The organism is Aeromonas sp. R7-4 (genome assembly GCF_040908055.1).
Classification (GTDB): domain Bacteria; phylum Pseudomonadota; class Gammaproteobacteria; order Enterobacterales; family Aeromonadaceae; genus Aeromonas; species Aeromonas sanarellii.
In genome coordinates this window covers 64,210-79,981 of sequence record NZ_JBFODA010000067.1, presented here as the reverse complement: position 1 = coordinate 79,981, position 15,772 = coordinate 64,210, and the positions used below count along the sequence as shown (strand labels likewise).

The window sequence follows — 15,772 nt, the reverse complement described above, 5'->3', positions numbered from 1 at the left end:
CCCTCTTCAAAAAAACAGACAATTCGACGGTTGCATGCAATCAACCCCGCCAGGAACGCATCTGTCCTGCTATCCAAGCAGGGTCGACAACGCTTCATCGCCCGGCAGATAGGTGCTGAGCCTGGCCTCGGCGCAGGGCAGATCCCCGCACAGGATCCGGCACTCGAAGCTCGCCATGCCGCCATCCTCCAGCAGGCATTCGGCCTCGATGACGAGCCGCTCACCGGCCGCGAAGCTCGGCACCCGGCACTGGTACTGTCGGCTGCCGAGCAACATGCCGATGCGCACCGGCTCCCCCCGCGCCCTGGCCCGCATCCCGGCCCAGGCGGCTATGGTCTGGGCCATCAGCTCAAGACCCACCCAGGCGGGCAGATTGCCCCGCTCGTCCAGCAACAGGCCGTGGCGCTCACCGATCCGGGTCTCGCAGCGCACTCTGGCTCCCTGGTAGTCCAGCAGCCGGTCCAGCAGCAGCATGGGAGCCTGGTGGGGCAGCAACTCGGCGATGGTGATCTCGTTCATGCTTCTTTCCCCTGATCAATCGGCACGGTACGCCCCAGCAGCAGGCTGGCGTTATTGCCGCCGAAGGCGAAGGAGTTGGACAGCACCCTGGCCACTGGCCTGCCACGACCGGAAGCCACGCCGGCCTGCACCAGCGCGATGGGCGCCAGGGCGGGATCCCGCTCGCCCCCCTGATGAGGCAGGGCCAGTCCCTGCTCCATCAGCAGGCAGCAGAGCGCCGCCTCGATGGCGCCCGCCGCTCCCAGGGTGTGGCCGGTCAGCATCTTGGTGGAGCTGCAGGGCGCCGTCCCTTTTCCGCCAAACAGACGGGCCAGGGCCTGGCTCTCCATCTCGTCGTTGAGCCGGGTCGCGGTGCCGTGCAGGTTGATGTAGTCAAGGTCGGCGGCGCCGAGCCCGGCCTGGCGCAGCGCCATGGCCATCGCGGCTTCGGCCCCGATCCCCTCCGGATGAGGGGCCGAGATGTGCCAGGCATCGGAGGATTCACCGGCACCGAGCAGGGCCAGTTCGGCGTGCTCCCGGGTCAGCAGGAAGAGGGCGGCCCCCTCCCCGATGTTGATGCCCCGCCGCTCGCGGCCAAAGGGGCGACAGCACTCTAGGCTCAGAGACTCCAGGCTGTCGAAGCCGTTGAGGGTCAGCCCGCACAGGCTGTCCGCCCCCCCGACGATGACCGCATCCGCCAGCCCGCTCATCAACAGCCGCTGAGCGCTGATGAAGGCGCGGGCGCTGGATGAACAGGCGGTGGAGAGGGTGTAGGCGGGGCCGGTGAGGCCCAGATGACGGGCCAGAAACTCGCTCGGCGAGCCCAGCTCCTGCTGGCGGTAGTCAAACCCCGCCGGCAGCGGTTGGCCCGAGTGCATGGCCGCGACGGCGACCTCGGCCTCGGCGATCCCCGAGGTGCTGGTGCCGAGCACGATGGCGATGCGATCCGCGCCCAGCCGGCACTTGAGCCCGTCGAGGGCGGGCTGGATCTGGGCAAGGGCCGCCAGCAGCAGGCGGTTGTTGCGCGATTCATAGGCACAGAGCGCCGCCGGGATGGCGGGCAGTTCGGCGTGCACCCGGCCGACCGGGGTGAGCCGGCCATCGCTCAGTACGGCCCGTTCACCGTCGAGGGGGGTGATGCCGGCCTGCTGCCAGCGGGCCAGGGCCGCAGACACGGCCGCCTTGCCCTCCCCCAATGCGCAGATCAGGCCATAACCCTGGATATAACAGGGGGCAACGGGAGCCGCGCCTTTCACGTTCAGATTCATGGGGCCAGCCTCTCCATCTGCAACTGGTAATCGAAGGCGTGCTGGATGAGCCGCACCGGCTCGCGCTCCCCGGCGATCAGGCGGTAGTGGATCTCGCTCACCAGCTTGCCATTGGGGTCGGTCAGACGCCGCACCATGCCGTCATCCTCGAGGCGCCAGCCTGCCGGCAACCTGGGCTGCCAGGCGGCGATGGGCCAGTAGCTCAGCATCACGTCGGCGAGCACCTGGGTCACCGGCGGCAGGGCGGTACCGCCGAGCAGCGCGGCGAGCCGCTCGGTGTGAATGGTCTCGCCGTCATAGCTGAGCCGGAACAGGCGGATCCCGCTCGGGGTCAAGCCTGCCAGGGCGAGCCGGTGGCCGTCGGCCTCCAGCACGGTCAGCAGCTGATGATCTCCCCCCTTGCTGTGGGCACTCAGCAGTTGCTGGCGATAGAGGGGCTGGGCGCGTACCGGTGCCGGCAGCAGCACACTGGTGCCCGGGGCCAGATAGGCGCGGTTCTCGGGCACGGGCTGGCTGGCGCAGGCGCCGAGCAAGAGGGCGAACAACAGGGGCAAGAGCTGCTTCATGATGAGTCCTGCAGCGCTGTGGTGAATGGTGGTCATCGCCGCTCCAGCACCAGTGGCGAGAGCAGAAACGCGATAAAGATGCCGCCGCTCAGCACCAGGCCGAAGCCCGCAATGGCCGAGGTATGGCTCAGGGCCAGCAGGCCGAACGACAGCTGGGTGGTCAGGTTGGCCAGCAGGATGGCGAACATGGTCGAGCGCTGGCGCAGGGGATCTTCGCCGCTGTAGGCGAAGAAGAGGCTGTAGTCGATGCCGATGCCGAAGATGAGGCTCATGGCCAGCACCCCGAACAGGGTGAGCGGCTGACCGCAGGCGGCCAGCAGGGCCAGGCCTGCCCCCAGCGAGAAGCCGCTGATCAGCAGGATCCGCAGGCTCTTGCGCCAGCCGAACCTCACCCACAGCAGCACGCCCACCAGGGCGATGGCCAGCAGCAGCAGTTCGGTCAGCTTGACGCGGTAGTGGGCAAACAGCTGGCTCCACTGGCCACGCTGATCCTGCCAGAAGACCCCCTCCTGCCCCTCGGCCAGGGCCGCCACTGCCGCCCCGTCCGTCACCCCGTAGACCGGCAGCCAGAGCGCGACCCGACCATCTGGCAAGCCGCGCCAGAGCAGCCGGCTCCCCTCGCTGACGGGACTCCCGAGCCAGTGCGCCGGAGTCAGGGGATGCCAGGGGCGAGGCTCGGCCCTGGCCGGCACCCCGGCCCGGTTGAGCCGCGCCACCACCTCGGGCAGCAGACGGGTGAGGGCGGCGTGATCCGCCCGCTGCTGCGCCAGGGAGGGCAGCCACTGGGCCAGCGAGACGAATCCCGCCAGCTGGCCAGCGGCCCTGGCCTCGGTCAGCTTCTGGCTCATGGCCTCGAGGCGCTGCAGGGCGGTCTCCCCATCTTTCGCCGTCACCAGGAAGCCGGTCATGCCCCCCTGCTGGCCGGTGAGCTGCTGGATCTGCCGCTCCTGGACCTGCAGCTCGGTGGGCAGGGGTTGCAGTCGGGCGATGTCGTCGTCGACCTCCAGCCGGCTCAATCCCGCCCCGATCAGGATCAGGCAGAGCAGCGGCACGCCCCGGCGCAAGGCGGGCCACTCGCGCCACCAGCTGAGCCAGAGCGCCATCGGCCCCAGCACGCGCGCCTCCCGCCGGGGCAGGTCACCGAGCCAGAGCGGGAACAGGCAGAGCACGGTAATGAACGAGGCCGTCAGCCCCACCAGGGCGCAGAGCGCCATCTGCTGCAAGCCGGGGAAGGGGGCGAGCCAGAGCAGGCCATAACCGACCAGGGTCGCAAACAGTGCCATCGAGAGGCTGGGCAGCAGGCGGGCGCGGGTCTGGTGCGGGCTCTCCTGCTGGCCGTGCAGGCGCCGCTCGGTCAGGAAGTGGATGCCGTAATCTATGATGCCCACCAGGCTAGAGCTGATCACCAGGGTGAAGATGTGCACCTCGCCAAACCACAGCACCACGGCCAGTACCCCCCAGGCGAGGCCGATGGCGATGGGCAGCAGGGAGATCCAGAGCGCCCGGTACGAGCGAAACGCCAGCCACATCAGCAGCAGAACCCCGACCGTGGAGCCCAGCCCTATGGTGGAGATGTCTTGCTGGGCCAGGTCGCTGGCGTGCTGACTGTAGAAGAGGGTACCTCGGCGCAGCAGCTCCAAGCCGGGATATTGGCTCTTGAGGCCCTGCTCCGCCGCGTCGAGGCGGCTTAGCAGCTCGGTATTGCGAGCGAGGTCGAAGGCCGACAGATCCAGCTCGGCCCGCAGCAGGAACCACTGCCTGCCGGCCCCATCCTCGCTCAGCAGCCAGCCATGGTCGAGACGCAGGGGGCTGGCAACCTGGCCCTGCACCCCGGCCCGGACCAGCAGCAGGGGGTCGGCCTGCCACTCGGCGCGGGAGACGCCGCCGAAGGGGCTGTAGATCTGGCCGAGCACCCACTGGCTCCAGGCCTCCGGCCCCGCCGCCAGCCGGGCCCGGCTGCCCTCGTCGAGGCGCTGCCAGGCATGGTCATAGAGAAACCCTTGCCAGACCGAGGCCAGTTCAGGCTGGGCACCGCGCACCGCACTGAGCTCGGGCAAGGCGTTCAGGGTCTTGGCCCACGCCTGCGCCGCGACGCGGCCATCCTGCCCCGCCGGCAGGCTCAGCATCCAGACCAGCTGCCTGTCGAGCTGGCGCAGCAGGCCCTCACGCAGGGCCGGATCCAGGGTGGCGCGCTCCTCGTGGGGCAACAGGTCCATCAGGCTGGTGTTGATCCGGCCCTGGGAGAGCTGCCAGCCGAGCAGCGCCAGGGCCAGCAGGCTGAGCAGCAGCCAGCAGCAGGAGAAGCGGCGCCAGGTCGGCTCGCTCCAGCCCCGGACAGAGGATGTGCGTTCGGCAGCAGATGCGGCGGGCTGTTCAGGGAGCAAAATGGGTCTGCTCCTCGGCAGATAGGGGCAGCGTCACCCTCTGCCAGTGAGAGAAGCGGATGCGGGTCTCGTCTCCCTGGCGATCGGCGATCACCAGCCGCTCCAGCTGCTTGCCGCCGCTCAGGGTCAGGCTGGCAAACACCTTGTCGAGCGGCGCCACCTGCGGCGTCAGCACCAGGCTCCAGCCCTGCTCGCCGGACTGGAAAGCGAGGGCGAAGTAGCGGGTCAGCGTCTGCTCGTCCGAACCGAACAGGGCCAGCATCATGCTGCTGAACTGGAGCAGCTGGGGATTGTCGATCACCTGGACAGGGCCCTGCCCCACCTGCTGGCTCATGCGCTTGGCGGTCAGGCTCAGGGCCAGCTCGAAGGGCTGCAGCTGATGCCACCAGAGCCCCTGACCCCGCACCAGCAGCAGCTCGCCACTGGATGTCAGGGGCCGGGCCAGCCCTTCCACCTGCTTCTCCTGCTCGAAGCGGGCTCGCTGGGCGGGCTCGGCACTCAGCAGCTCGCGGACCTCCGCCTGGGTCATGGGCAAGGCCCATGCGACCATCGGCATCATCAGCCACAGGCAGGCACAGATCCAGCCTCCTATTCCTCTGAGCCAGCGCCTCATTCGATCACTCCCAGCTTGTCGAGCAGTACCCTTGGAGAGGCGAGACACATCTCGCCGCTCTCCTTGTTCACCGCCACCTGGATGCTGTAGCCCTTGCTGGTGCGAGTGCCCGTCTTCGCATCGAACAGTTGGTACTCGATCTTGAGGCGATTCTGGTATTCGCACAGCCGCGCCTCGACCCGCACCTTCTGACCGAAGCGCAGGGGGGCCATGTACTTGAGGCGCAAGTCTATGATGGGCCAGTGGTAGCCGGAGGCCTCCATCTGGGGATAGTTGTAATCGATAGTCTCCAGCAGGGCGCAGCGGGCCAGCTCGATGTAGCGCACGTAATGGCCGTGCCAGGCCACCGCCATCATGTCCACGTCGTGGAACGGGATCTCCACCTCTATGCTGTGGCTGATCATCCAGGGTTCAGTTGACATGTTTCAGCTCTCCATAAAGCGGATAATGACGCCCCTGCAGGCGGGCGATCAGGGCCCTGAGCTCCTGCTCCAGCGGCCTGTCCTCCACCAGCGCCGGGTGATCTTCTCGCACCGCCTGCACCATCTCCCGCAGGGGTTGGCTCAGTGCCTCCAGCCCAGAGTGCTGCAGGCCCAGGCGCAGCTCGACCCCCTGCACCGCCGCCAGCAGGCAGGCGGCCCCCACCTGCTCGGTCAGGGTCAGCACCCGCAGCGCATCCCGCGCCGCTATGGTGCCCATGCTCACCTTGTCCTGGTTGTGGCACTCGGTGGAGCGGGAGAAGACGCTGGCGGGCATGGTCAGCTTGAGCGCCTCCGCTGTCCAGGCGGAGACCCCTATCTGCACCGCCTTGAAGCCGTGGTTGATCATGCGCCGCTCGCCGCTGGCGCCGGACAGATTGCTCGGCAGGCCGCCGTTGAACTTGACGTCCACCAGCTGGGCCAGCTGGCGGTCGAGCAGATCGGCGAGGTTCGCCACCGCCGTCTTCATGCTGTCCATGGCCATGGCGATGTGGCCGCCGTAGAAGTGACCGCCGTGCATCACGTGCTCGAAGTCGCCGTCGATGAGCGGGTTGTCGTTGGCGCTGTTGAGCTCGTTCTCGATGAGCTGGCGCCACCAGGGCAGGCTGTCGGCCACCACGCCGATGACGTGGGGCGCGCAGCGCAGGGAGTATCTGTCCTGCAGCCGGTCGCTGTGGCGCGGCAGCTCGCCGCTTCGCAGATCGGCCCGCAGCCAGGCGGCGATATTCTGCATGCCGGGGTGCGGCTTGGCCGCGAACAACCGCTCGTCGAAGTGGAAGGCGTTGCCCTCCATGGCGACGCTGACCAGGGCGGTGATCCGGGTCGCCAGCCGCATCAGGTACTCGGTGCGGGCATAGGCGAGGCAGGCGAGCGCCGTCATCACCGAGGTGCCGTTCATCAGGGCCAGCCCCTCTTTCGGACGCAGCCGCAGCGGCATCACCCCCAGTTCGCCATAGACATCCGAGGAGCTGGCGAGCCGGCCGTCCCGATAGAGCTCACGCTCCCCCACCAGCACGGCGGCCACGTAGGAGAGCGGGGTGAGATCGCCGCTGGCCCCCACCGACCCCTCCTGCGGGATGCGCGGGATCAGATCCTGCTCCAGCAGCCAGCAGAGCCGCTCCAGCAGTGCCGGGCTGACGCCGGAGACCCCCTGGGCCAATGAGCAGAGGCGGGTCGCCAGCACGGCGCGTCCGGCCGCGACGCCGAGATCCTCCCCCAGGCCGCAGCCGTGGAAGCGGGTCAGGTGCAGGGGCAGCTCGGTCACCAGGGTGGGGGGCACGGCCCGGGTCACGGAGTCGCCGTAGCCCGTGGTCACCCCATAGATGACTCCCTCCTCCGCCAGCAGGCGATCGAGGAAGTCGGCGCCACGCTGGACGCGGGCCATAAAGGCGGGATCGGCGTTCAACGCCGGGCGGGCGCGGCGCTCAGCCAGGGCCACCACCTGCTCTATGGTGAGCCGTCCAGCCCCGAAGGTGACCTGGGGAGAGGGAGTATCACTGTTCATCATGGGTCAGCTGCCAAAAATCGAAGAAATTGAACCAGTCCAGCGGCGCGTGCAGGCAGTGGTGCTGCAAGCGGTCTGCATAGGCCTGTACCCAGTGGCGCAGGGCCGCCTCCCGTTCGGCGCGGGGCAACAGCAGCCGCTCGGCGAAGGGCTCGAAATGGACCCTAAAACGCCCCTGCTCCTTGAGGCCGAACATCAGATAGACGGGGCAGGCCAGGACGCTGGCCAGGGCGAAGGGCCCCAGCGGGAAGGGGGCGGGCGCGCCGAGGAAGTCGGCCCAGACCACCCGCTTCTCCCGGGTCACCGAGGTACGGTCCCCGACGATCACCACCCACTCCCCCGCCTCTATCTTCTCCTTGAGCAGGATGGCGGTGTCGGCCCCCATCTCCTGCACCTGGATGAGATTGATGCCGGCATCCGGATTGACCTGCCTGAGCAGGGCGTTGAAGCGGGCCGCGTGGCGGGTGAACACCAGGGCATTGATGCGCACCTGGCCGTCCCGGGTGCCGAGCGCCCGGCACAGCTCCAGATCCCCGAGATGGGAACCGAGCAGCAGCAAGCCGCGCCCGCTGGCCAAGGCCGCCTCGTGGTGCTCTCGCCCCACCAGCTCGACCCGCTCCCGGGGGATGTCGCCGCGCCAGCCCGCCAGCTTGTCCAGCGCCGCCTCGCCAAAGCGCAGGAAGTGCCGGAAGCTCGTTCTCGGCCCGGGGGGCAGGGCCACCTGCTGGCTGGCCGCGAAGGCTTCCAGCCTCTTCAGATACTGCTCGGACGCCGCCCGCTGGCGGCGACCGGTCAGCCAGAAATAGCCGATGACGGGGTAGAGCAGCGCCTTGAAGCCCGTCCGGCCCAGCAGCCGATAGCTGGCCAGCATGATCTGCAGGCCCAGCAGCGAGCCCCGCTCCGGGGTACGTGACCAATGTCGTTTACCCCAGGCCAACCAGCCTTCTGACCTTGCGCAGAGCCCCCCCATTTTCGGCGTGCGCGACCAGTGCCGCCTGCCCTGCTGCCAGAGCCGGACCGGCACGGCAGGCAGCTTGCGGACCCCATCCCAGAGCAGGCGGCACACCAATCGGGTGTGCATCCAGGAGATGTCCACGTTGTCCCGCCAGAGCCGAAAGTGCGAGCTGCCGTCTTCAGGATAGATGACCCGGGTCGGCACGAAGCGCATGGGCACCCCGCGCCAATGGAGGCGCACCATCACCTCGGTATCGAAATCCATGCGCCGGCCGAGGCGCACCTCGTCCAGCAGGGCGCAGCTGGTTGCCAGGGGGTAGACCCGAAAGCCGCACATGCTGTCCTGTATGGTGAAGGAGAGGGTCTCTATCCAGACCCAAACATGGGTGATGTAGCGGCCATAGAGACGTCCCCTGGGCACGGAGTCATCGTAGAGGGGTTTCCCCGAGACCAGGGCATCCGGCTGGCGTTCGGCCTCCGCCAGCAGGCGCGGCACGTCCGCGAGGCAGTGCTGGCCATCCGCGTCTATCTGCACCCCGTGGCTGAAGCCCAGGGCCCGTGCGGCCATGAGCCCGGTTGCCACGGCGGCCCCCTTGCCGAGGTTGCGATCGTGGCGCAACAGGGTCAGCCACGCCCCATGTTCCTCGGCCAGGGCATCCAGGGCGGCGGCAGCACCGGGCTCGCTGCCATCGTCGATCAGCAGGCAGGGCAATCCCAGGGGGTGCAGCTCGGCCAGCACCCCGGCCAGGGGGGCAGAGTGGTTGTAACAGGGGATGATGAGGCAGGGCTTCAGGGACATAGCCGCACCCGACCGCTGCTGGCATGCTCGTCCCCGAGCCGGTAACTGAACAGCAGCTGGCCCTTGTCGGCCTGCCAGCAGAGGTGCAACTCGCACTCCTGACCCGGGCGCAACGGCCTCTGGAATTTCAGCTGGTTCATGCCGGCGAAGCTCCCCACCAGGCCTGGCAACTGGCGGCCATAGTGCATGGCCCAGTGCACCTGCACCACACCGGGCAACAGGGGCGCGCCCGGGAAGTGGCCGCGAAACCAGGGCAGCTCGGGGTCGAGACGCAGGCGCAGCACCAGATCGCGCCCCTGCCAATGCTGCTCGAGCAGGGTGGGCAGCCCACTTATCTGCATGGCGCCTGCCCGCTGGCTGAGTGTTCCATCTGGCCCAAGGCGGGCTCTTTGGCATTGATGTCCATGGGTGCCTTATCGAATAATGCTCTCAACTGCCCCCAGGGGCGCTTCCCCTGGCTGTTGAGGGGCAGCTCGGGCAGCAGGCGCAGCCGGCGCGGCAGGGCGACCGGCTCAAGCCAGGGCCTAAGTTGCTCCCGCAGGGCGATGAGGAAACGACCTGGCCCCAGCGCCTGCCACTGGATCAGTCCCGCCTCGGTCAATACCAGCACGGCACCGAGCTGCTGCCTAGTCGCCACGTTCATAGGCAACACGGCCGCCTCCCGCACCCAGGGCAGTGCCCGCAGCCGCTCCTCCACCTCCTCGAGGGAGATGCGTTTCTCTTCGAGCTTGATCACCCTGTCCCCCCGCCCGATCAGATGAAAACCGGACTCGCACAGACGAATGCGATCGGCACAGAGCAGGGGGGCGCCATCCGGCAGGTAGGGGGATCTCAGCAGCAGCTGGTCGTCTTCTCCCAGCGCGATCGCTATGCCCGGCATGGGTTGCCAGGGGGTGTCGGCCTCCTGACTCTGGCGCCAGGCGATGCCGCCGGTCTCGCTGCTGCCAAACACCTCCACCGGCAGTTGGCCGAGGAGTTGCTCGCACCGGGACGCATCTGCCGGCGCCAGGGGGCCGCCGGAGGAGACGACGAGACGACAGCCCGTCGCCTTGAGTCCGGGGTCGAGCCGGCTGAGAAGCGCCGGAGAGGCGATCAATGCCCACAGGCCAGGCTGTGCGCTCAGTTGCTCGGGGTAGAGCGTCAGGGTACGGGCGAAGGGCACGCGCAGGATGAGCGGCAGCAGGATGCGAAACAGCAGGCCATAGATGTGTTGATGACTGACGCTCGCCAGCAGGCGGGCCCCCGCCAGCGGCTCGCCCCAGAGTCCGATCAACACCCTCAGCTCGGCATCCAGCTGGTGCCAGGTCTTGGGGATCGCCTTGGGCTGCCCCGTCGAGCCCGAGGTGAACAGGGTCAGTCGCAGGGAGACGGGGGCAGGCCAGCGTGCGGTCGACGGCGCCTCGGCCGCGGTGGACAGGGGCAGATGCAACCAGGGGACGGCACTCCCCTCCCCCAGGGTCTGGCTATCGGTCAGCACCCCATCGAACCCGGCACTGAGCTCGGCCAGGGCGGCCGGCCGCTGATGACCGGGCAGGATGGCCTCCCGTCCCGTCAGGGCGCAGGCGAGCAGGGCCTCTGCAAACAGCAGACTGTCCTCGAAGCAGAGCGCCCAGCGCCGGGCGGGCAGGCTCGCCAACCGGGTGGCCAGCCGTTCGGCCCCCAGACGGAGGGCACCGAAAACGGCATCCCCTTGCGGACCAAACGCCACTACCTCGTCGTCGGCTCGCGCCCAGATGGCGGCGAGCAGGTTCGCTGGCGCCATCATGCTGCGAAACACCGTTTGACTCGGCGACGCACCAGGTACTCCCCCGCCATCAGCAACCCCATCAGCAGATAGCTGACGAGGCCGTTATAGAGGCTCCAGAGGGCGAGATCCCCGTACCAGACGGTGGCGACAGCCAGGCCACCGTTGAGCACGAAGAAGCCGCACCAGACCTGGGTCACGGTACGGGTATAGCGCACCCCGGCCGGCGGCAAATCGGGTTCTTGCAGGCGCGCGAGGCGCTCCACCAGGCTCATGGGCTGGGTCAGGCTCCAGCCAAACAGACAGAGCAGTGCCAATGAGACGGCGATGGGGTAGTAGAGCAGCCAGTGCTGGGCCGAGAAGAGGGCGCTCAGGCTCGTCAGCAGCAGGCCGACGCAGGCCAGCAGGCGACCGAGCAGCAACCACTCGCGCCGCGGGGCTGACCCGGGCAGGAGGCGCAGGGCGAAGGTGACCATCAGGATCACGAGCAAGGCGGAGCCACCCCAATGGGTCAGCCCCCAATACACCGCCAGGGGATAGACCAGCAGCAGACCGCCCGCCAGCAGGGAGAGCAGGCGCATCATGGCAGCAGATCAGCCATGGTTCATCAGACGATCGACCGCCTCGACCACATCGGCCACGCTGCGCACCGACTTGAACTCTTCGGGCTTGATCTTCTTGCCGGTGAGTTTTTGCAGGTGCACCACCAGATCGATGGCATCTATGCTGTCGAGCTCCAGATCCTGGTAAAGCTGGGCATCCAGGGTCACGGCGTCTTCATCCACCTCGAACAGCTCGACCAGGGTCGCCTTCACCTTGGTAAAAATGTCGTCTCTATTCATCACGATATCTCCTCGATGGCGGGATCAGGCCTGGGACTGAACCAGGGCAGCCAGGGCCTCGACACTGGCGAAATGGCGACGGGTGTCCGCATCGTCGGCGGAGAGCACTATGCCGTAACGCCCCTTGATGGCCAGTCCCAGCTCCAGCGCATCGATGGAATCCAGACCCAGTCCGTCGCCAAACAAGGGAGCCTGGTCGTCGATGTCATCCGGGGTCAGCCCCTCCAGATTGAGGCTGTCGATGATGAGTTGCTTTATCTCTCGTTGCAGGTTTTGCATTGCGCTTCCATAGGCTGTCATGGGGTCCCGGGTTGCAGGACCTGGGTAAGAAATCGGGTTAGCTGGCGGGCGGCCAGGCCACTGCTCTGTTCGCCGTAGCCCCACCCGGTGGCCGCGATCTGTGGCAAAAACTCCAGGGTAAAGATCGGCTTGCGCTGCGGGACATGGAACCACTTGTCCTGCTTGGTGAGAAAGCGCTCGCTGCAGTGAATGCGCACGGGCTGCAGTGTCACTTGGCCGCGCAAGGCAAGCTGGGCGGCACCCCGCTGCAACCGGATGGGTTCGCCCGGCGTAGTGCGGGTACCTTCCGGAAAGATCAGCAGCAAGCCACCGCGGCGTACCCGTTCGATGCACAGTGGCAACAGTTGTTCCGCTTCCCCGTTGGGAATGTAGTCGGCGGCACGCACCACGCCACCGAGGAAAACATTATGCCACAAAGCCCGCTTGACGATGCAGTCGCACACCGGCAGCTCGGCCGCCAGGATCACGTAGTCGAGCAGGCTGGGATGGTTGGCGACGATGAGGGCCCCCTGCAGGGCAGAGGGCATGCCGCTGACCCTGTAGTCCAGCACCCCCAACCTCTTGAGCATGCCCATAAACAGCCGGAAGCTCTGCTTGATGCTGGCCTGCGCCAGGATGCGACGCCGCTCCCCGCGCAGGCAGATGGCCAGCAACGGAAACCAGCACAGACTGAGCAGGAGCCCACCCAGACCGAACAGGGTAAAGCCGAGGGCGGTCCCCATCAGCCGCCAGAGCCGATTCAGCTGCGTCGCCATGACCACTCCCGGCGCCCATCGCTCAGCAGGCATGCGGGTTGTTGCAAAAGATGTGCGCGCCAGAATGCCAGGGGCTGGGCCAGCTCGGGGTTCCGCCCGGCTTCCCGTTGCCCCTCGCAGCGCCAGCGTTCGACTGCGTGTTCATCTTCGCCACGCCCCAGCACCAGCGCCACCGCATAAGGCGCCGTGGCAGGGAGCCAGGCTTGATGAAACGCCGGGATCTCCCCCTCGAACGCCACCAGCAGCACCCGTTCACCGCCGGCATGCAGGTTGGCGATCGCCTCGGTCAATCCGGCCATCAGGCCCCCTTCTCCTGCGGCAATGGAACTCATGGGCAGGGCCGCCTTGCCCTGGATGGAACAGAGCCCGGCCGCGGTGTTGTGCACCGACATGGAGAAATCCGTGGGGGAAAGCGGCTTGCCGGCCGCCAGGCCCTGTAGCAGCGCCATGGAACGCGCCAGCTCCCCATGACGACTGACGAAGATGGCGCTGTCGATGGGGTGGCGACCCAGCATATCCAGACCGAGTTGTACCGCGAGGCGGGCGCCCGCACTGAGGCGGCGCGCCATCATCATGGGGATCAGGGGGGTAAGGGGCAGCGCGGGAGTGACCTGGGGCCACTGTACCTCTCTGGCCCACTGTTGCCATTGACCGGCCTGCTCCAGTCCAGGAGAGAGCGCCTGCGCATCAAGGAGTGAAAATGAGAGCATGATAGCGGCGTTCTGTCCTTTTTTGGCGCGGGAATTCATTAGATATAATAAATGAGTTGTTCAATGTCGGCATAAAAATATGCCGCAAACAATAACCAACTTGTTATCAGTATTAACTTTTTGGCATGGTAACATTATTTTTTAAAAAAGTAGATCCCCTCACATATCACTTATTGCATCAGACCATATTTTATTGAAAATATCATGACAATGATGTCTCATTGCCTGGCTTATTGCATTTAGCACCGGAGAATAATAATGAATTGGATCACAAAATCGGGGTTGGTACTCGGCGCATTCCTGCTCGTCGCCTGCTCCACCAGCAAGCCGATACAGAATCTTCCTGCCAACCAGGTGAATTTCAATTTGAGCGAAGAACAGGTTGGTAATGCCATCATCAACGGTGGCATCAGCAAGGGCTGGGTGATGAAAAAAGAACAGCCAGGTGTTATTCGCGGTCAATTGAACGTGCGCCAGCATCAGGCGGTGATCAATATTCCTTATACTGCTCGTGATTACTCTATCAATTATGTCAGCAGCATCAATCTGGATGACGATGGCAAAGGTGCCATCCACCGCAGTTATAATCGCTGGATCCTGGGGCTGAATCAGGCCATCCAGATCGAACTGTCCCGCGCCGGCACCCAATAACCAGAGACAGGACCGCCATTGAAACACTACCAGTGTGAGCAATACAACGCCCTCGATGCCATCAGCCAGGCTCAGCGCATCGCCTTCGCCCCCATGCTGTTTCAGGCGAGCTGGTGCCTGCGGGAAACCGGGGTGCTCGCCTATCTGGAGAGCCGAGGCAAGACGGGGGCCACCACGGCCGACATCGCCAGCCACTGCGGGCTCAGCGAATATGCGGTGGCGGTGCTGCTGGACATGGGGCTGGGTGGCGGTGTCTGTCATCTGGCCGGAGAGCACTATGTGCTCGGCAAGGTGGGCAAGTACCTGCTAAACGACCCCATGACCCGGGTCAACATGGACTTCACCCAGCACGTCTGTTACCAGCCGCTGGCCCAGCTGCTGGATGCCATTCGCGAGGGCAGGCCGGAGGGGCTCAAGGTGTTCAGCCCCGATTGGGAGACCATCTACCCCCATCTGGATGAGTTGCCTGAACCTGCCCGCGCCAGCTGGTTCTCCTTCGATCACTTCTACTCCGACTGGGCATTCCAGCAGGCGCAGGATCATGTGCTGAACTACGCGCCACGCTGCCTCTATGACGTCGGGGGCAACACGGGCAAGTGGGCTCTCTCCTGTGCGGCCAGGGATCCTGAGCTCAGTGTCACCATTCTGGATCTGCCGGAGCAGCTCGCCCTGGCCCGGCCCAGGATAGAGGCTGCGGGTCTGGCAGACCGGGTCCGTGGTCACGGGGTCAACATGCTGGAGGCCGAAGGCCACCTGCCCGGGGAGGCCGACATCTGGTGGATGAGCCAGTTCCTCGACTGTTTCAGCCACGAGCAAATCGTCACCATCCTCAAGCGCATTCGTCAGCACATGAAACCGGGAGCCAGGGTCTGCATTCTGGAGCTCTTCTGGGACAGGCAGAGTTTCGAGGCCGCCAGTTTCTGTCTCAACGCCACCTCCCTCTACTTCACCGCCATCGCCAACGGCAACAGCCGCTTCTATCACTCCAAGCAGATGTACCAGTGCCTGCGTGAGGCCGGCTTCCACGTGGAGGCCGAGCACGAGATCCCGGGCCCGGGTCATACCCTGCTGGTTGCCCAACCTCTGCCTGCGCGGCCATAATGGCCCATCGATAATGGATGGCATACATCAGGAAAGGAGCGACCCATGATGCGCAATGGCCGGATATGGCTGGTGCTCGGGCTGGCCCTGGGGGCGGTGACGACCGGCTGCACCCACATCAAGGAGGCGGGCAGAACCGTGGGCCATACCACCAGAGACGTGACCCGCGAGATTGGCCACACCACCCGGGATGTGGCCCGAGAGATAGGCCATGGTACCCGGGATACCGTCAAGAAAGTGGGTGACGAGATAAGCAAATGACAACAGGGGCCCAGGCCCCTGTTGCGTTATCTGTGATTCGGAATCACCACATGGCCATCAGCCGGAACTCCATGGTCTCTTCCTGTCCGTCCGGCAGCGTGGCGAAGAAGTCGAGCCCGGTCTGCTCCTCCACCGCATCCACCGTCACCCTGCAGTCCGCCAGCCGGCTGGCCGACACCTTCTGCTGGGACAGGCCCGGCCCATCGCTGTGATGGGCATGCCTGCCCCGGCAACAGAGGACTGCTTCTTACGTCGGGAGAGGTGTGGGGGTGGCATCGTCGACGCCGGGAAATAGTGCGTGCTTGTTTGTTCAAGATCAAAGGGGTCAATCAGAACGACTCTA

Annotated in this window: 19 protein-coding genes; 3 read left to right on the top strand and 16 right to left on the bottom strand. The window is 66.1% G+C overall.

Annotated elements, in window-relative coordinates; translation table 11 throughout:
* Positions 1-69 precede the first annotated feature (69 nt).
* The 15 genes from AB5Y72_RS19535 to AB5Y72_RS19465 are packed head-to-tail and all read right to left on the bottom strand — an operon-like array spanning position 70 to position 13,416.
* The gene (locus tag AB5Y72_RS19535; protein WP_209793244.1) at positions 70-519 is read right to left on the bottom strand and encodes a hotdog family protein; all 450 of its coding nucleotides are present in this window, start codon (positions 517-519) and stop codon (positions 70-72) included.
* Positions 516-1,766, bottom strand: a complete 1,251-nt coding sequence (locus tag AB5Y72_RS19530; protein WP_368199474.1) for a beta-ketoacyl-[acyl-carrier-protein] synthase family protein — start codon at positions 1,764-1,766, stop codon at positions 516-518. The genes AB5Y72_RS19535 and AB5Y72_RS19530 overlap by 4 nt, the downstream gene beginning before the upstream one ends.
* Complete coding sequence (locus AB5Y72_RS19525) at positions 1,763-2,332, bottom strand: DUF3261 domain-containing protein (protein WP_325782040.1); 570 nt, start codon at positions 2,330-2,332, stop codon at positions 1,763-1,765. Before AB5Y72_RS19525 ends, AB5Y72_RS19530 begins: the two co-directional genes overlap by 4 nt.
* A gap of 32 nt (positions 2,333-2,364) precedes the next feature.
* Entirely contained in the window at positions 2,365-4,716 is a 2,352-nt protein-coding gene (locus AB5Y72_RS19520; RefSeq protein WP_325782039.1) for an MMPL family transporter, read from the bottom strand.
* On the bottom strand, positions 4,706-5,266 hold the full coding sequence (locus AB5Y72_RS19515; RefSeq protein WP_244462968.1) for an outer membrane lipoprotein carrier protein LolA: 561 nt from the start codon (positions 5,264-5,266) through the stop codon (positions 4,706-4,708). Before AB5Y72_RS19515 ends, AB5Y72_RS19520 begins: the two co-directional genes overlap by 11 nt.
* Positions 5,267-5,325: 59 nt before the next feature.
* Positions 5,326-5,751, bottom strand: a complete 426-nt coding sequence (locus AB5Y72_RS19510) for a thioesterase family protein (RefSeq protein ID WP_219143655.1) — start codon at positions 5,749-5,751, stop codon at positions 5,326-5,328.
* Entirely contained in the window at positions 5,741-7,315 is a 1,575-nt protein-coding gene (locus tag AB5Y72_RS19505; RefSeq protein WP_325782038.1) for an aromatic amino acid ammonia-lyase, read from the bottom strand. The genes AB5Y72_RS19510 and AB5Y72_RS19505 overlap by 11 nt, the downstream gene beginning before the upstream one ends.
* The gene (locus tag AB5Y72_RS19500; RefSeq protein WP_325782155.1) at positions 7,302-9,059 is read right to left on the bottom strand and encodes a glycosyltransferase; all 1,758 of its coding nucleotides are present in this window, start codon (positions 9,057-9,059) and stop codon (positions 7,302-7,304) included. The genes AB5Y72_RS19505 and AB5Y72_RS19500 overlap by 14 nt, the downstream gene beginning before the upstream one ends.
* Complete coding sequence (locus AB5Y72_RS19495; RefSeq protein ID WP_042079157.1) at positions 9,056-9,406, bottom strand: 3-hydroxyacyl-ACP dehydratase FabZ family protein; 351 nt, start codon at positions 9,404-9,406, stop codon at positions 9,056-9,058. The genes AB5Y72_RS19500 and AB5Y72_RS19495 overlap by 4 nt, the downstream gene beginning before the upstream one ends.
* Positions 9,397-10,830, bottom strand: coding sequence for an AMP-binding protein (locus AB5Y72_RS19490; RefSeq protein WP_325782036.1), 1,434 nt, complete (start codon positions 10,828-10,830; stop codon positions 9,397-9,399). The genes AB5Y72_RS19495 and AB5Y72_RS19490 overlap by 10 nt, the downstream gene beginning before the upstream one ends.
* Complete coding sequence (locus tag AB5Y72_RS19485) at positions 10,827-11,393, bottom strand: hypothetical protein (protein ID WP_325782034.1); 567 nt, start codon at positions 11,391-11,393, stop codon at positions 10,827-10,829. The genes AB5Y72_RS19490 and AB5Y72_RS19485 overlap by 4 nt, the downstream gene beginning before the upstream one ends.
* A 9-nt stretch (positions 11,394-11,402) precedes the next feature.
* Entirely contained in the window at positions 11,403-11,651 is a 249-nt protein-coding gene (locus tag AB5Y72_RS19480) for an acyl carrier protein (RefSeq protein ID WP_042079155.1), read from the bottom strand.
* A 24-nt stretch (positions 11,652-11,675) separates the two neighbouring features.
* Positions 11,676-11,930 carry a phosphopantetheine-binding protein gene (locus AB5Y72_RS19475; protein ID WP_042079154.1) on the bottom strand — a complete coding sequence of 85 codons (255 nt, stop codon included), beginning with the start codon at positions 11,928-11,930 and terminating at the stop codon, positions 11,676-11,678.
* 17 nt (positions 11,931-11,947) lie between these two features.
* Positions 11,948-12,706, bottom strand: a complete 759-nt coding sequence (locus AB5Y72_RS19470; RefSeq protein ID WP_325782031.1) for a lysophospholipid acyltransferase family protein — start codon at positions 12,704-12,706, stop codon at positions 11,948-11,950.
* On the bottom strand, positions 12,691-13,416 hold the full coding sequence (locus AB5Y72_RS19465) for a beta-ketoacyl synthase chain length factor (protein ID WP_042079189.1): 726 nt from the start codon (positions 13,414-13,416) through the stop codon (positions 12,691-12,693). Before AB5Y72_RS19465 ends, AB5Y72_RS19470 begins: the two co-directional genes overlap by 16 nt.
* A gap of 258 nt (positions 13,417-13,674) precedes the next feature.
* Here AB5Y72_RS19465 and AB5Y72_RS19460 point away from each other — a divergent pair, with 258 nt between their 5' ends.
* Genes AB5Y72_RS19460 through AB5Y72_RS19450 form a run of 3 tightly spaced genes read left to right on the top strand, consistent with a single transcriptional unit; the run spans position 13,675 to position 15,429 of the window.
* On the top strand, positions 13,675-14,067 hold the full coding sequence (locus AB5Y72_RS19460) for a hypothetical protein (protein ID WP_042079152.1): 393 nt from the start codon (positions 13,675-13,677) through the stop codon (positions 14,065-14,067).
* An 18-nt stretch (positions 14,068-14,085) separates the two neighbouring features.
* Positions 14,086-15,168 carry a methyltransferase gene (locus AB5Y72_RS19455; RefSeq protein ID WP_216989685.1) on the top strand — a complete coding sequence of 361 codons (1,083 nt, stop codon included), beginning with the start codon at positions 14,086-14,088 and terminating at the stop codon, positions 15,166-15,168.
* A 45-nt stretch (positions 15,169-15,213) separates the two neighbouring features.
* Positions 15,214-15,429 (top strand): hypothetical protein, encoded by a 216-nt coding sequence (locus tag AB5Y72_RS19450; RefSeq protein ID WP_042079149.1) that lies wholly within the window; start codon positions 15,214-15,216, stop codon positions 15,427-15,429.
* 43 nt (positions 15,430-15,472) lie between these two features.
* Here the strand turns inward: AB5Y72_RS19450 and AB5Y72_RS19445 are convergent, their stop codons facing one another.
* Entirely contained in the window at positions 15,473-15,607 is a 135-nt protein-coding gene (locus tag AB5Y72_RS19445) for a DNA/RNA non-specific endonuclease (RefSeq protein WP_244462966.1), read from the bottom strand.
* Positions 15,608-15,772: the final 165 nt, after the last annotated feature.

Coding starts and splice junctions, on each gene's coding strand:
- AB5Y72_RS19535 (WP_209793244.1), bottom strand. CDS start 519: ATGAACGAGATCACCATCGCCGAGTTGCTGCCCCACCAGGCTCCCATG.
- AB5Y72_RS19530 (WP_368199474.1), bottom strand. CDS start 1,766: ATGAATCTGAACGTGAAAGGCGCGGCTCCCGTTGCCCCCTGTTATATC.
- AB5Y72_RS19525 (WP_325782040.1), bottom strand. CDS start 2,332: ATGAAGCAGCTCTTGCCCCTGTTGTTCGCCCTCTTGCTCGGCGCCTGC.
- AB5Y72_RS19515 (WP_244462968.1), bottom strand. CDS start 5,266: ATGGTCGCATGGGCCTTGCCCATGACCCAGGCGGAGGTCCGCGAGCTG.
- AB5Y72_RS19510 (WP_219143655.1), bottom strand. CDS start 5,751: ATGTCAACTGAACCCTGGATGATCAGCCACAGCATAGAGGTGGAGATC.
- AB5Y72_RS19505 (WP_325782038.1), bottom strand. CDS start 7,315: ATGATGAACAGTGATACTCCCTCTCCCCAGGTCACCTTCGGGGCTGGA.
- AB5Y72_RS19495 (WP_042079157.1), bottom strand. CDS start 9,406: ATGCAGATAAGTGGGCTGCCCACCCTGCTCGAGCAGCATTGGCAGGGG.
- AB5Y72_RS19490 (WP_325782036.1), bottom strand. CDS start 10,830: ATGATGGCGCCAGCGAACCTGCTCGCCGCCATCTGGGCGCGAGCCGAC.
- AB5Y72_RS19485 (WP_325782034.1), bottom strand. CDS start 11,393: ATGATGCGCCTGCTCTCCCTGCTGGCGGGCGGTCTGCTGCTGGTCTAT.
- AB5Y72_RS19480 (WP_042079155.1), bottom strand. CDS start 11,651: ATGAATAGAGACGACATTTTTACCAAGGTGAAGGCGACCCTGGTCGAG.
- AB5Y72_RS19475 (WP_042079154.1), bottom strand. CDS start 11,930: ATGCAAAACCTGCAACGAGAGATAAAGCAACTCATCATCGACAGCCTC.
- AB5Y72_RS19470 (WP_325782031.1), bottom strand. CDS start 12,706: ATGGCGACGCAGCTGAATCGGCTCTGGCGGCTGATGGGGACCGCCCTC.
- AB5Y72_RS19465 (WP_042079189.1), bottom strand. CDS start 13,416: ATGCTCTCATTTTCACTCCTTGATGCGCAGGCGCTCTCTCCTGGACTG.
- AB5Y72_RS19460 (WP_042079152.1), top strand. CDS start 13,675: ATGAATTGGATCACAAAATCGGGGTTGGTACTCGGCGCATTCCTGCTC.
- AB5Y72_RS19450 (WP_042079149.1), top strand. CDS start 15,214: ATGATGCGCAATGGCCGGATATGGCTGGTGCTCGGGCTGGCCCTGGGG.